Below are 13,351 nucleotides of genomic sequence, written 5' to 3'. Positions count from 1 at the left end.
GCAGTTATTCTTTGGCGGCAGGCAGGTCAGATAGTACGCGCCTGGCTACACCGGGCATATTATCGCTCACAATACGCTGTATATCGTTCATATTGGAGTGATACGGCACGCTCACTTTGTTGCCCGACACCAGCTCGCCGTTGCTGTCATAGATCGAGTAATGAACCAGAAAATTGCGCTCATAGTTCATGGCCGCGCGGTCCAGGCAGTGCTCATACACTGTTTTCACCTCAAACTGGTTGATGAAAACATAGTAGTCGATGCCATACTGGTTGTTGAAATAAGTGAAGAACTCCGGATCTTTTACTGTCACGCCGAAGTGCTTGTTTGGGTCCTGCGCTACGGGCACCTGCTCCGGGGCTTTGTTGTCTATCCCCAGCTTTTCTTTCTGCCGCTTGATCCACTCCAAGGCGCCCGGTTGCGGTTCTTTTACCGCTGGCTGGTGGTTATACTTCGATTGTTTGTTGTCCTGGTAAGTATAGCTGAGCGATTTGTATACCTTGCTCAGTTCATTCACACTATCGCGGTACACGCCACCCAGCAGGTGAATGGTTTCGTAGCCTGACGGCGCCAGCAGGGCATTCAGGCGGTTACGAAACACATAGCGCACATTCTGCCGCGGTATCTTCGACTGGCGGGCAATCTCGTAATCCGCGTCGGAGAAGTATAAATAAGGATCGAAGGGAATAACCAGGATGCGCTTCTTGGTTTTATGCTCGGCAAGGCCGGGTAGTGGTACTGCGGCTGCCGAAGTACTTTCCGGCGCCCGTGCCGGGGCAGTGGCCGCTTCGCCATACTTAGCAGCGCTAACAGTTTGGACGGCCGGCTTGGCGGCTGCCGGCTGGTGTGGCGCAGCAGCTCCTGTAGTCGGTGCGGCATGTGTCAGGAAAATGGTTTGCCCGATCTGCAGTTGCATGCCGTTCCAGCGCTGAAGCGAATCGAGCGGCACCTGAAACCGGTGAGCAAGGCCGTAATACGTATCCCCCTCCTGCACCAGGTAGGTGCTATCGCCTGCTGTAACAAGCGGGCGACTTAGTTGAAACGGTTGGTTGCCGGGAGCCGCTGTAGCCCCTGACATCACAAAAACAAAAAAGAAAAAAACGCTTGTAAGGATACGGGTTACTGGTAATTTCATTAAAAACGATGCACGTTATTAAAAAAACGTCTGGAAGACATCGTTAAAGATAGCGAATCCCATCAAGCACAGCAAGATCACCATGCCCACTTTCTGCGCGTTCTCCAGGAAATTATCAGACGGCTTGCGGCCACTCACCATCTCATAGGTCAGGAACAGCACATGGCCGCCATCCAGCGCCGGGATAGGCAGAAAGTTCATAAAAGCCAGCACCATTGACAGCAGGCCTGTTAATGTCCAGAACTTAAACCAGTCGAAGACACCGCCATAGATCTGCGCAATTTTGATAGGGCCGCCAATCGATTTGGTAGGATCTACCTCGCCCCGGAACATTTTACCGAAGCCTTTTATCTGGTTTGATACAACGCCGAAAGCCTGCTCTGCTCCCATCGGGATAGACTCGCCGAGGGTATAATCGCGGGTGGCATAATTCAGCAGCGGCTTAGGGAAAAAGCCAAGATGGCCGTCTTTGTCTACCTGAGCGCTGAGTTTGATAGGCTTGCCATCGCGCTCTACCTGCATCGTAATCTGCTTGCCGGCATTCTCCAGCAGCATGTGCTGAAACTCATCGAAAAACTTGGCATCCTTGCCATTGATTGTGAGCACGTAATCGCCGGACTGCAAGCCGGCTTTGGCTGCATTGCTGGCTGGCTGCACCTCCCCGATCTGGAAAGTCTGGCGGGGCTGCACAAACAACATACGGTCTTCCTTGTCTGCCAGGCGGTCCATCAGGTCTACAGGCACGTTGATGTTGACCTGCTTACCATCGCGCAACACCGTATAGTAGGCGTTCCGGTCCAGCAGGGCATCCAGCGCGTATACATCATCAAACCGCTCTATCTTTTTGCCATTTACAGCCACGATCCGGTCGCCGGTCTGAAAACCCATTTCTTTGCCGATCTCATTCACAACCACGCCATACTTGGCCTCGCGGGCAGGCAGGTAGCTTTCGCCATAGTGGTACGTCAGCACTGCAAAGATCACGATGCCGGTGATCACGTTCACGATAATGCCACCCATCATCACGATCAGGCGCTGCCAGGCTGGTTTTGCCCGGAACTCCCACGGCTTCGGCTCCTCTTTCAGCGCTTCGGTATCCATCGATTCATCCACCATCCCGGAAATCTTGACAAAGCCGCCCAGCGGTATCATGCCCAGCATGTACTCTGTTTCGCCAAACTTTTTACCGAAGATCTTGGGAGGAAAGCCGATCGCATACTTCTCCACGCGCATGCCAAACCACTTGGCCGCCAGCATGTGGCCCAGTTCGTGCAGTCCTACCAGTATTGTGAGGCCCAGCACCAGCTGGCCCACCATTATCACTACGTTCATCTAAAAAGAGTAAGTTTATACATTATACTTGCCACCCACGCCATCACCCCTTCACCAGTTCGGCTGCTTTGGCCCGGGCTTCCCTGTCTGTCGCGACATAGTCTTCGTAAGAAGGATTCGCAATATACGCAACTTTTGCCATACAACTTTCCAGGATGTCGGACATCTGTAGGAATCTAACTTCGTCGTGCAGAAAGGCACTGACAGCCACTTCATTAGCCGCATTCAGGATGCAGGGCATGTTGCCGCCTTTCTCCATTGCATCAAAGGCCATCTGCAGATTTCGGAACGTCTTCAGGTCAGGCTGCTCAAAGGTGAGTTGCGGGTAATCCAGAAAGCTGAACCGCGGCATATCTGACTTCAGGCGATTGGGATAGCCCAACGCATACTGGATCGGCAGTTTCATATCCGGCAGCCCCAGTTGTGCTTTGATGGAGCCGTCTTCGAACTGCACCAGCGAATGCACAATGGATTGCGGGTGCACCACCACCTCTATCTGCTCGTTGCGCAGCCCAAACAGCCACTTGGCCTCAATCACCTCCAGGCCTTTGTTCATCAGCGAAGCGGAATCGATGGTGATCTTGGCTCCCATTTCCCAGTTCGGGTGCTTCAGGGCTTGTGCTTTGGTCACCAATTTCAACTCTTCTGCCGTTCGTCCTCTGAACGGTCCGCCTGACGCTGTCAGTATAATTTTTTCAATTGGGTTGTGAAATTCACCAGCCAGGCACTGAAAAATGGCGCTGTGTTCCGAGTCAACCGGGTAAATGTTAACGCCATGCTCCCGCGCCAGTTTTGTGACCAGTTGCCCGGCAACTACCAGCGTTTCCTTATTGGCCAGGGCAATTTGCTTGCCAGCTTTTATAGCATGTATGGTCGGCAGCAGCCCGGCATAGCCGACCATAGCCGTGAGCACCATGTCGAGGGTGCCCATCTCCACAACCGAACAGAGCGCCTTGCTGCCCGCATATACTTTCACCGGCTCGTGCTGCAGGGCTGTTCGCACATGCTCGTACAGGTCTTCGCGGGCAATTACCACGGCATTTGGTTTAAAGGCCAGCGCCTGCGCTATCAGCAGTTCTGCGTTGCTGTGCGCCGTGATCACCTCCAGCTCAAACTGCTCTGGATGTGCTTGTATAACTTCCAGGGCCTGTGTGCCGATGGAGCCGGTAGAACCAAGTATAGCGATTCTTTTCATGCGTCATTTTTCAGATAAAACAAGATTTTGCCAGCTGTATGCTTTGGGCTGGTATGTACCAACGCTTCTATTAGCCGGCAAAAGGAGATAACCTGCTGCATGGCAGAACCTGTATACCAGTTCCCGCAGCAGCTAATTCGGCTTTGCTACCGCCAGCAGCCCGTCAGCCAGTTGCCGATCGTTGCTCAAACGTGGCACCTTGTTTTGGCCGCCCAGTTTGCCCTGCGACCTCATGTAGTTGCGGAACGTGCCGATCGGCAGAACCGTGATTTTGAGGTGCTGCAGGATATTACCTTTGATCAGGTCGTCGTAATAGGAGTTGAGCTTTTGCAGCTGTTCATCCAGCTCTTTTTCAAAATTGCCCAGGTCCATGGGCGGCCGTGCAAACTCTACCAGCCACTCGTGGTACGAAGCCCCGTGGTCCTGGCTGACGTGTGGTGCCACCGTAAACTCAATGAGCTCCACATTGCTATATCGCGTCATCGCCCCGTGCATCGCTTTCTCCACTTCCTCACCTATTACGTGCTCGCCAAAAGCCGAAATAAAGTGCTTGATACGGCCGCTAACCACCACTTTATAAGGGTTGAGTGACGTAAACCGGACCGTATCGCCAATAGAATAACTCCAGAGGCCGGCATTGCTGCTCACCACCAGGGCATAGTTCACGTCCGGCTCCACCTGGCCGATGGTCAGACGGGTGGGGTTCTGATGGCCATACTCTTCCACAGGTATAAACTCGTAGAAGATGCCCGCATCCAGCAACAGCAGCAAGCCTTTGTCGTGCTGCTCGTTTTGATAGGCAAAAAAGCCTTCGGAAGCCGGAAACAGCTCAATAGAATCGACTTCACACCCAATCGACTCAAACAACTTTTTGCGGTAAGGCTCAAAGTTGACACCGCCGTACACAAACAGCGAGAAGTTCGGGAAAATGTCTTTCACCTTTTTGCCAGTCTGCCGCATCAGCTTATCGAAGTACATCTGCACCCACGGCGGAATACCGGAGATCAGCGTCATGTCTTCGTCAATGGTTTCTTCGATGATCTGGTCCAGCTTTGTTTCCCAGTCCTCTATGCAGTTGGTTTCGTAGTTGGGCAGTTGGCTGGTGCGCAGGTATGCTGGCACATGGTGGTTCGCAATGCCCGACAAGCGGCCTGTCTTGATGCCACCCACCTCTTCCAGTTCAGGGCTGCCCGACAGGAAGATCATTTTGCCATCCAGAAAAGCTGATTTTCCGGTTTCGTGCACATAGGCCAACAAGGCATCGCGGGCACCGTTAATGTGGTTTGGAATAGAGTCGCGGGTGATGGGAATATACTTGGTCCCGGAGGTAGTGCCGGAGGTCTTTGCCAGGTATAACGGCTTGCCTGGCCAGAGCACGTCTTTCTGCCCTTCCTTCACCAAGCTGATGTACTGCGACAGCCCTTCGTAATCGCGCACCGGCACCGCCTGCACATACTCTGCGTGCGTTTTGATGCCGCTAAAACCGTGGTCCCGGCCAAAGCGGGTGTTTTGTGCTTTGTTCAGAATCTGCTCGAATGTCCTTTGCTGCGCCTCCACCGGATTCTCAATCCAGCTCTGTTGCTTTTTATGCACAAAGGCTGCCAATGGCTTGCTTAACAACGCTTTTACACCCATACCATCTTTATTGTGATGAGGTAAATATAGGCAGATAAACTTTTATTGCCATAGTTTGAGTTACTTTCAGGGCGAAGAGGCATTTTTTGTGCCTTAACTTCTAAACTTTGTTAACCTTATCGCCTTAAATAAGTTTTAAGTAAATACATCAGTAAAAACACTATAACTATGAAAAAGCATACTGCAAACGCACGATGGGAAAAAGGCCTGAAAGATGGCTCCGGGAAAGTAAAATCAGGTAATGGTGCCATAGAGGCCAAATACACCTATGCCAGCCGCTTTGGCGACAGCACCAGCGGCACCACACCCGAAGAACTGATCGGTGCGGCACATGCCGGCTGCTATTCTATGTTTCTGAGCGCTCTGATGGGCAATGAGAACCTCACGCCCGAATACATTGAAACAACGGCCAGTGTGTGGCTGGGCGAAAAAGACGGAGCACCGCTGATCCAGAAGATTGAGCTACGCACCGAGGCCAAAGTAGATGGCCTGGATGATGACGCTTTCCAGGAAATGGCGCAAAAAGCAAAGGAAGGCTGCCCGGTATCAAAGGCGCTGGGAGCTGTGCCGGAGATGACGCTGCAGGCTACGCTTAAAAGATAAAAATTGCTATATTGCGCCATTGCCATAACTGTGGCAGCAATTGTTTTACTTAACGTATTCTCTATGGCCGTGACTGGTAGCAATGCCCGATCGACGCTGGTGGTACAATTGGCGCCCACCCGCAGTGCAAAACTATCTTTTGGTGTGCTGATCACCCTGGCTCTGCTTTGGTTGGGCTGGGCATCGTACCTGCTCCTGACCGACACCTCGGCAGGACGGGAGAGTTACCTCTATTATATTTTCTTCGGGCTGGCCGTAGTATTCTTTTTTTATGTTGTGCTGCAGAATACCTCGGTATTTGGCGTGCAGTCTTACATCGAGCTAACGCCACAATACATTGTGCAGAAATATGGTGTGTTTCGCACCAAGCATATCATTGCAATACCTGAAGTAGAGGAAATACATATTTCGCCACTGGCGCTCCGGGTAACCAAGCGAGATGAAACCAAGATCTACCTGAATCTGAAGCAGGTGCGCAAACGACGTGACCTGGAGAAGATCAAAGAAAAAGTGCGCGACATGGCACCAGAGTATGGCTATGCTGTAACAGAGTCAGCCAGTTTTCGCGCTTAAATAGTATGAGCAAGTACCAACCAGCGGCGGCTATACTTAAAGCAAGTATAGCCGCCGCTGGTTTATAGTATAGCAGGTTCTCCTTCAATCTATCCTAATTCCCCTGCTCTTCAAAAGTATCAGTCCGGTAATGCATTATGCTGCGCTGTTTCGCCGCAGTTAAGCTCTCCTTTTATTTTTATTTAGCTGTAGCAAAGCTTACTTCAGCAGGCCTGGCCATAACGCCTATAGGCAACAGCACTCTGCCATATACTTCATTCAGCAACGTGGCTGTGGCAGTATAAATAGCGGAAGCCCCACATAAGATGCCTTCATATCCGGTAAATACCTTGATGGTAGCATTGCCGGTCGCATCGCCCAGCGCTAACAGGAAGAACAGAACGGTAAGCGTTGCAAACACCACCTGTAAGGCCCTGCTGATTTGTAGCGTACCCACAAACAGGAGCGCCGTAAAAATACCCCACATAATTAAATAAGCCACCATACCTGTTTCTGATGCCGCTACAGTCCAGCCCAGTTTCGGCATCACCAGCAAACCTACCAGTGTAAGCCAGAAAAAACCATAGGAAACGAAAGCGGTCAGGCCAAAAGTGTTGTTCTTTTTTGCTTCCATGATGCCTGCAATAACCTGCGCCAGTCCGCCATAGAACAGGCCCATAGCAAAGATCATCGCATTCATTTCAAAGATGCCGGCATTGTGCAGGTTCAGCAATACGGTGGTCATACCGAACGCAAACAGCCCTAGCGGAGCAGGATTTGCAGTGGTGTCTCTGATGGCAATCACATCTGTTTGGTTCATGGTATAATTGTATATGTAAGTGGCTACTTTAACGGATCAGGACAACGGGTTTCGCCGCACCAGATGAAGCGTTGCGCCTACAGATCGCTGTACAACGGATAGCGCTCTCCTGCTAGATTTGCCCGTACTATACTACACATTTGAGATGAAAAGTACAATAGAGCTGGCACAACTCTTTTACAGACGCAAAGTGCAAACAGCAGCTTTGGCTTATAGCAGTATACTCCCGCAAAGTAGGTAAAAGGGAAAGCAGCGAATGGAGCGGTGTACTATACCTGAATAGCTGTGGCTGCTGCAGGTTGCAAGCCTATGCTTGCTTAATCTGCAGTGCACATGCTGTAAGCGACTGCGGTTGATCAGCCGGCCTTTGACTTAAATTTTTTCTGAAGCTCCTGAATGCTAGCTTTGAACTTCTTGTCGGTATCGATGAGGTCGGAAACGGTTTGTACGGAGTGGATGACGGTGCTGTGGTCGCGGCCGCCGAAGTGATAGCCGATGGACTTAAGGGAGTGGCTGGTAAACTCCTTGGCAAAATACATGGCCACCTGCCGCGCTGTTACAATCTCTTTCTTGCGGGTTTTGGCTTTAAGCGAGTCCAGGCTCACCTGGAAATACTCGGCCACGGTTTTCTGGATGAAGTCGAGGTTCACCTCCGTCTCCACATCCTCAATAATATGTTTGAGCGCCTGCTTGGCAAGCTCCAGGTCAATCTCTTTGCGGTTTAGCGACGACTGTGCGATGAGCGAGATCAACACGCCTTCCAGTTCCCGCACGTTTGTATCTACGCTGTAGGCCAGGTACTCCACCACGTTGTCCGGAATATCGATGCCGTCGCTCTGCATCTTTTTCTGGATGATGGCCATACGCGTTTCAAAGTCCGGGCTCTGCAGGTCGGCGGTGAGGCCCCACTTAAAGCGGGATAGCAGGCGCTCTTCCAGGCCTTTTAAGTCGCGTGGCGGACAATCGGAAGTCATCACAATCTGCTTGCCGGACTGATGCAGGTGGTTGAAGATGTGGAAGAACATCTCCTGCGTTTTATCCTTGCCGCTCAGAAACTGCACGTCGTCAATAATGAGAATATCCACCAGCAGGTAAAAGTTGGCGAAGTCCTGCACGTTGTTTGTTTTTACCGATTCGATGAACTGGTTTACAAACTTCTCCGACGATACATAGAGCACAAATTTATCGGGGTTGCTGTTTTTGATGTGGTTGCCGATAGCCTGCACCAGGTGCGTTTTACCAAGCCCCACACCGCCATACACCATCAGCGGGTTAAAAGAGGTAGTGCCGGGCTTGTTGGCCACAGCAAAACCTGCCGAACGCGCCAGGCGGTTACAATCGCCCTCAATGTAATTCTCAAAGTTGTAAGCCCCGTTCAACTGCGAGTTAAGGAAGTTGCGGTCAATGGTTTTAGACTCAAACGGGCTCTTGATAAAGTTCTGCTCCGGGCGGTACGAGTTTACGACTGCCTGCGGTATCTTTTTGGTGGGAATGTTGACGGTCTGCGGCTTGTTAGTATCATTGCCACGGTCCACGATGATGGAGTATTCCAGGCGGCCTTCGCTGCCAAGCTCCTGGTAGATCACCTTCTTCAAAAGCTGCACATAGTGCTCCTCCAGCCATTCGTAGAAGAACTGGCTGGGCACCTGTATAGTCAGCACACTGTCGCGCAGCGATATAGGCTTTATCGGCTCGAACCAGGTTTTAAAGCTCTGCTCGCCAATATTTTCCTTTATCACCTGCAGGCAGTTAGTCCATACAGTAGAACAGTCTTTTATCATCCAGTTTTCCAAAGCTCACAAGATTCGTTTGGTGAAACAAACCTCTCCTTTACGGCAGGGGGGTTACAAAAATGCTTAAATAATTTAAAACAAAAAATTATTTATTCACGAAGTTAATACAGGGTTATCCATAGGCAAAACAGCGGTTCTTACGCCTGTTCGCTGCTTCGTTTTTTTGTTGAAGCTGAAGTCGATACGGCCCAGGAAAATGCCCGACCAGCCCACCTGGTTTACCAGCGTTTCGCCTCCTGCGTTTGAAACCACTGTCGGCTCATCCAGAAACGTATGGGTATGGCCGCCCAGGATTAAGTCGATGCCGGTTACCTGACTGGCCAGTTTCAGGTCGTCTATTTTCTCGTCTTTATAACTATAGCCCAGGTGCGAGAGGCAGATCACCAGGTCGCATTTCTGGTTGCCACGCAGCTCCTGCACCATCGCGCGCGCCACCGGCACCGGGTCGGTATACTCGGTTGCTCCGTAGTTGTTTTTGCTCACCAGCCCGGCCAGCTCAATGCCCAGGCCAAACACGCCAATGCGCAAGCCCTGCTTCTCAAACACCTTGTATGGCTGAAACTTCCCTTTCAAGATGGTATCCTCAAAGTTATAGTTGGCGATCAGGAAAGGGAATTCTGCTTTGGGCAGCTGGTTCTGCAGGCCCTGCAGGCCGTTGTCGAAGTCGTGGTTGCCGAGCGTGGCAGCATCATACTGCATCTGGCTCATCAGTTCATACTCTACCTCACCTTTAAAGAAGTTAAAGTAAGGCGTGCCCTGCCAGATATCGCCGGAATCGAGCAGCAATACGTTTGGCTCCTGCTGCCTCACCTTCTGGATAAGCGTGGCGCGGCGGGCCATCCCCCCCATGCCGCCATACTTGCGCCCGTCGTTTGGCATCGGATCAATGCGCGAGTGCTGGTCGTTGGTATGCAAAATGGTGAGGTGTATACTTTGTGCCGCCGCCGCTGCCGAAAAGGGAAAGCCCAGCAGACTGATACCTGCCGCCCCTACGGCCGATGCTTTTAAGAAATCTCTTCTTTTCATAGTGTTATATTGCTAAGGGAGGATGGTGACCCGGGTTACCATATCTGCTGTTACAGGTTTGCCTGCCGTAGCCATTTGCGTGATCTGCCGGGTAATGGCGTCGCGCAGCAGCAGCCCTACTTTTTCGGTTTTCGTCGCTTTCTTCAGCATGCTCAGGTCATCGCCGCCGCCGGCCAGGTAATCGGACGTCACCAGGGTATAGCTTTTGTTCGGGTCAAAGGGTTTGCCGCCGATTTTGATGTCCGTGGGTTTGCCGTTTTTTATAGTATAAGTAGCTCCGCCGATGGGTGCCCACTTTTTTTCTACGGCATAATCAAACAACTCCTGCACGGTGCCTCCTGCCAGCGTTAGCACCACCAGTTCATTCTCGAAAGGCATCAGCTCAAACACATTGCCAACAGTAATATTGCCCTGCGGCAGTGGCTGGCGCAAACCGCCATTGGTTGTGAGCGAGAGGTCGATGGGTTTGCCGTAGAGGGGCTCGCTCTGGGCCTTCTGCAGATCTACCACAAAGTTACCCAGCGCCGACTGGTAATCGCCTTTGCTCAGTTCTGTTGGCGCAAAGCCGATCACTTCACTCATTTTAGCGGTTACCTGCTGCCGGAAAGGCTTGATGAACGCCTCCGTCTGCGGGTCAGCCGTAAGGGTGCTGTCTACCGGTACATCGGTCGTGGTAAGGCTGGGCGACGCTTGCCAGGTGCGCGGCTGGCAAGCTGCCAGCGACAAAGCCAGCAGCATACCCTGAAGGCTTTTGTTCCAAATTATCTTCATGCGGAAGGGGTGCATCAACGTTAGTTATCCACAAAAGTACGGCGTTAGCAGAAGCAGCACAAATAGGTTTTCAGGTATGTTTCGCTATAGCAGCGGGCGTATTGAAATATTCCTTTATAGAGCAGCAATTCTCCTCTGGAATTATTACGCTTAGGACAAGCGTCTCTCACCTCTTCCTGCACATGAAAATAAAACACTATTACTGGTGGCCGATCAGATGCCTACCGGACTCAACGACCTACATAAAGAAGATCTGCTGGCCCTTTACCCGAATCAAGCTACCAACCAGTTTATGCTGGAAATGGCGGGAGTAGCCGGCACGCTTATGGTGTATGCGGCAGATGGCCGGGTTGCCTGGCAAACCGCTCTGAAACCTGGCAAAAATCGACTGACAAGACCCGCCGCGCTGGCAGCAGGATTTTATACTTACTGTGTGCAAAGCAAGAGGCGCATTGTGCAGCGCAGCCGCTTGGTACTGCAGTAAAACAGCCGCGGCAGCAAGTAATGCTGCCGCGGCTGTTTATACTTGTATACTTGGCTCTGTTACTTCTTCTTTCCGCCGCTGGCCAGGTAGTTGAGCGTGAGGTCGGTCAGGGTTTTTACGCCTAGTTCCATGCCGCTCTCATCCACATAAAAGTCGGGGGTGTGGTGTGCCGGGGCGGTTTTGGGGTCCTGGCCTTTGGGCATGCCACCGACGAAAATGAAAAGTCCCGGAATCTTCTCCTGGTAAAAGGCAAAGTCCTCGGCACCCGTTACAGCTTTGGTCAAGATGACGTTGTCGCGACCGGCTACCGCCTGTAGCGTCGGCAGCATTTTATCTGTCAGGGCTGGGTCATTGTAAGTAATTGGCGTCTGCGGGATAATCTCTACTTCGGCAGTGGCGCCGGCGCTCTCAGCAATTTTAGTGGCCGTCAGTTTGATTTTATCATGGATCTGCTGCTGCATGTCTTTGTTCAGGGCTCGTACGGTTCCCTCCAGCAGCACCTCCTCCGGAATAATGTTATTGCGCACGCCTCCGTGGATCATCCCAACGGTTACTACCGCGGCACCATCGGTCAACTCCACCTGGCGGCTCACGATGGTTTGCAGGCCCAGCACAATCTGCGCCGCCGTCACCACCGGGTCCACACCGTTCCAAGGGGACGCGCCGTGCACCTGCTTGCCATTTACCTTGATGCGGAAAATGTCGGCGCTGGCCATGGTGCCGCCCGGCCTATACTTGAGCTTGCCCACCTCCGTTTGCGAATTGATGTGCAGCCCGAAAATCACCTCCGGCTTCGGCCCCTTGTCCAGCACGCCCTCCTGCACCATCAGGTTGGCACCGCCAATCTGCCCCACCGGCGAGCCTTCTTCAGCGGGTTGGAAGATGAATTTCACGGTACCGGGCAGTTCTTTTTGCATACCTGCCAACACCTCGGCTGTAGCCATCAACATGGCAATATGCGTGTCGTGGCCACAGGCATGCATCACGCCTACCTCCTGCCCGTTATACATGGTTTTTACCTTCGAGGCAAACGGCACGTCAGTGCGCTCCACTACCGGCAGCCCATCGATATCGGCACGTAAAGCCACCACGGGTCCGGGCTTACCACCTTTCAGAATACCTATTACGCCGGTGCGGGCGACGCCGGTCTGCACTTCAATGCCCAGGTTTTTCAGGTGATCGGCAATTTTGGCGGCTGTCTCCGTTTCATGGTTGCCTAGCTCCGGGTGCTCATGAAAATCACGGCGCCAGGCGATTACTTTAGGCTCCAGTTTATCTGCCGCGGTATTGGCGCGGGCAATCAGCGGGCTCTGCTGGGCAAAGGCAGGTGCCGCCAGCAAACTCAGTCCAACAGCTGTTAGTATAGTGCTTTTGTACAAAATATAGTTGTTGCGCATGAAGTATAGGGTTGAGCGTAAAGGACGTTAAATATACAACAATTTGTGAACGGAAAGGATGAAAAGGTTTATACTTCGCCGGCACAAATAAGGCAGCTGACTACTGCCGGAACAGTGGCATCAGTCCGGTTCGTTGCTGCCTCCATACTTCTTTCGCTGCAGCTACGGCTATACTTGCCGGCACCTCTGCCCTGCATCTCCCGTACTATTAAACTATGCTGAGACGCTGGAAAGAAACCGTTCGAAAATTAAAAGAAGACATTTATACTTTATACCTGGCTGCCAACGACCCGCGCATTCCGTTCGGAGCCAAGGTGGTACTGGTGCTCACCGTGGCTTACGCCTTCAGCCCCATCGACCTGATACCGGATTTTATACCGCTCATCGGCTACCTCGACGACCTGGTGCTGCTGCCACTAGGCATCTGGCTATGCCTTAAACTGATACCCGACGAGGTATTGGTGGAATACCGCGCCAAAGCAAGGGAGCAACTGCAGGAGCGCAAGCCTAACTACGTGATGGCCACCTTTATCCTTATACTTTGGCTGCTGCTGGGCTACTGGATTTACCGCATCTGGGTGGCGCGGCTTGACTAAATTTCCGCCACT

Annotated in this window: 13 protein-coding genes; 4 read left to right on the top strand and 9 right to left on the bottom strand. The window is 52.1% G+C overall.

Annotated features, from left to right (window positions below):
* Positions 1-4: 4 nt before the first annotated feature.
* The 4 genes from ABDW72_RS07595 to ABDW72_RS07580 all read right to left on the bottom strand — a co-directional run bounded on the left by ABDW72_RS07595 (position 5) and on the right by ABDW72_RS07580 (position 5,297).
* The gene (locus ABDW72_RS07595) at positions 5-1,135 is read right to left on the bottom strand and encodes a LysM peptidoglycan-binding domain-containing protein (RefSeq protein WP_347157918.1); all 1,131 of its coding nucleotides are present in this window, start codon (positions 1,133-1,135) and stop codon (positions 5-7) included.
* A gap of 18 nt (positions 1,136-1,153) precedes the next feature.
* Positions 1,154-2,467, bottom strand: coding sequence for an RIP metalloprotease RseP (rseP, locus tag ABDW72_RS07590; protein WP_347157916.1), 1,314 nt, complete (start codon positions 2,465-2,467; stop codon positions 1,154-1,156).
* Between the two features lie 43 nt (positions 2,468-2,510).
* Positions 2,511-3,662 carry a 1-deoxy-D-xylulose-5-phosphate reductoisomerase gene (locus ABDW72_RS07585; protein ID WP_347157915.1) on the bottom strand — a complete coding sequence of 384 codons (1,152 nt, stop codon included), beginning with the start codon at positions 3,660-3,662 and terminating at the stop codon, positions 2,511-2,513.
* A gap of 132 nt (positions 3,663-3,794) precedes the next feature.
* Positions 3,795-5,297: a GH3 auxin-responsive promoter family protein gene (locus ABDW72_RS07580; RefSeq protein ID WP_347157914.1), complete on the bottom strand. Its 1,503-nt coding sequence runs from the start codon at positions 5,295-5,297 to the stop codon at positions 3,795-3,797.
* Positions 5,298-5,465: 168 nt separating this feature from the next.
* On the opposite strand from ABDW72_RS07580, the gene ABDW72_RS07575 reads away from it, so the two are divergent.
* Together ABDW72_RS07575 and ABDW72_RS07570 are read left to right on the top strand one after the other, a co-directional pair.
* Positions 5,466-5,900: an OsmC family peroxiredoxin gene (locus ABDW72_RS07575; RefSeq protein ID WP_347157912.1), complete on the top strand. Its 435-nt coding sequence runs from the start codon at positions 5,466-5,468 to the stop codon at positions 5,898-5,900.
* Positions 5,901-5,930: 30 nt separating this feature from the next.
* Entirely contained in the window at positions 5,931-6,473 is a 543-nt protein-coding gene (locus tag ABDW72_RS07570) for a hypothetical protein (protein ID WP_347157911.1), read from the top strand.
* A 178-nt stretch (positions 6,474-6,651) separates the two neighbouring features.
* Here the strand turns inward: ABDW72_RS07570 and ABDW72_RS07565 are convergent, their stop codons facing one another.
* The 4 genes from ABDW72_RS07565 to ABDW72_RS07550 all read right to left on the bottom strand — a co-directional run bounded on the left by ABDW72_RS07565 (position 6,652) and on the right by ABDW72_RS07550 (position 10,862).
* A complete protein-coding gene (locus ABDW72_RS07565; protein WP_347157909.1) occupies positions 6,652-7,272 on the bottom strand; it encodes an acetate uptake transporter in 621 nt (206 codons plus the stop codon).
* A 356-nt stretch (positions 7,273-7,628) separates the two neighbouring features.
* A complete protein-coding gene (gene dnaA / locus ABDW72_RS07560; protein WP_347157908.1) occupies positions 7,629-9,053 on the bottom strand; it encodes a chromosomal replication initiator protein DnaA in 1,425 nt (474 codons plus the stop codon).
* 105 nt (positions 9,054-9,158) lie between these two features.
* A complete protein-coding gene (locus tag ABDW72_RS07555) occupies positions 9,159-10,091 on the bottom strand; it encodes a metallophosphoesterase (protein ID WP_347157907.1) in 933 nt (310 codons plus the stop codon).
* A gap of 12 nt (positions 10,092-10,103) precedes the next feature.
* Positions 10,104-10,862 carry a 5'-nucleotidase C-terminal domain-containing protein gene (locus ABDW72_RS07550; protein ID WP_347157906.1) on the bottom strand — a complete coding sequence of 253 codons (759 nt, stop codon included), beginning with the start codon at positions 10,860-10,862 and terminating at the stop codon, positions 10,104-10,106.
* Positions 10,863-11,067: 205 nt separating this feature from the next.
* Between ABDW72_RS07550 and ABDW72_RS07545 the strand changes: the two genes are divergently transcribed.
* Positions 11,068-11,346: a hypothetical protein gene (locus tag ABDW72_RS07545; protein WP_347157905.1), complete on the top strand. Its 279-nt coding sequence runs from the start codon at positions 11,068-11,070 to the stop codon at positions 11,344-11,346.
* 59 nt (positions 11,347-11,405) lie between these two features.
* On the opposite strand, the gene ABDW72_RS07540 is transcribed toward ABDW72_RS07545, so the two are convergent.
* Positions 11,406-12,743, bottom strand: coding sequence for an amidohydrolase (locus ABDW72_RS07540; RefSeq protein ID WP_347157904.1), 1,338 nt, complete (start codon positions 12,741-12,743; stop codon positions 11,406-11,408).
* 215 nt (positions 12,744-12,958) lie between these two features.
* On the opposite strand from ABDW72_RS07540, the gene ABDW72_RS07535 reads away from it, so the two are divergent.
* The gene (locus ABDW72_RS07535; protein WP_347157903.1) at positions 12,959-13,339 is read left to right on the top strand and encodes a YkvA family protein; all 381 of its coding nucleotides are present in this window, start codon (positions 12,959-12,961) and stop codon (positions 13,337-13,339) included.
* The last annotated feature ends 12 nt before the right edge of the window (positions 13,340-13,351 follow it).

The sequence above is a fragment of the Pontibacter chitinilyticus genome, from assembly GCF_039748935.1.
Lineage (GTDB): Bacteria > Bacteroidota > Bacteroidia > Cytophagales > Hymenobacteraceae > Pontibacter > Pontibacter chitinilyticus.
The sequence above is the reverse complement of the archived record's forward strand: the minus strand, read 5'-3'. Positions and strand labels throughout refer to the sequence as shown.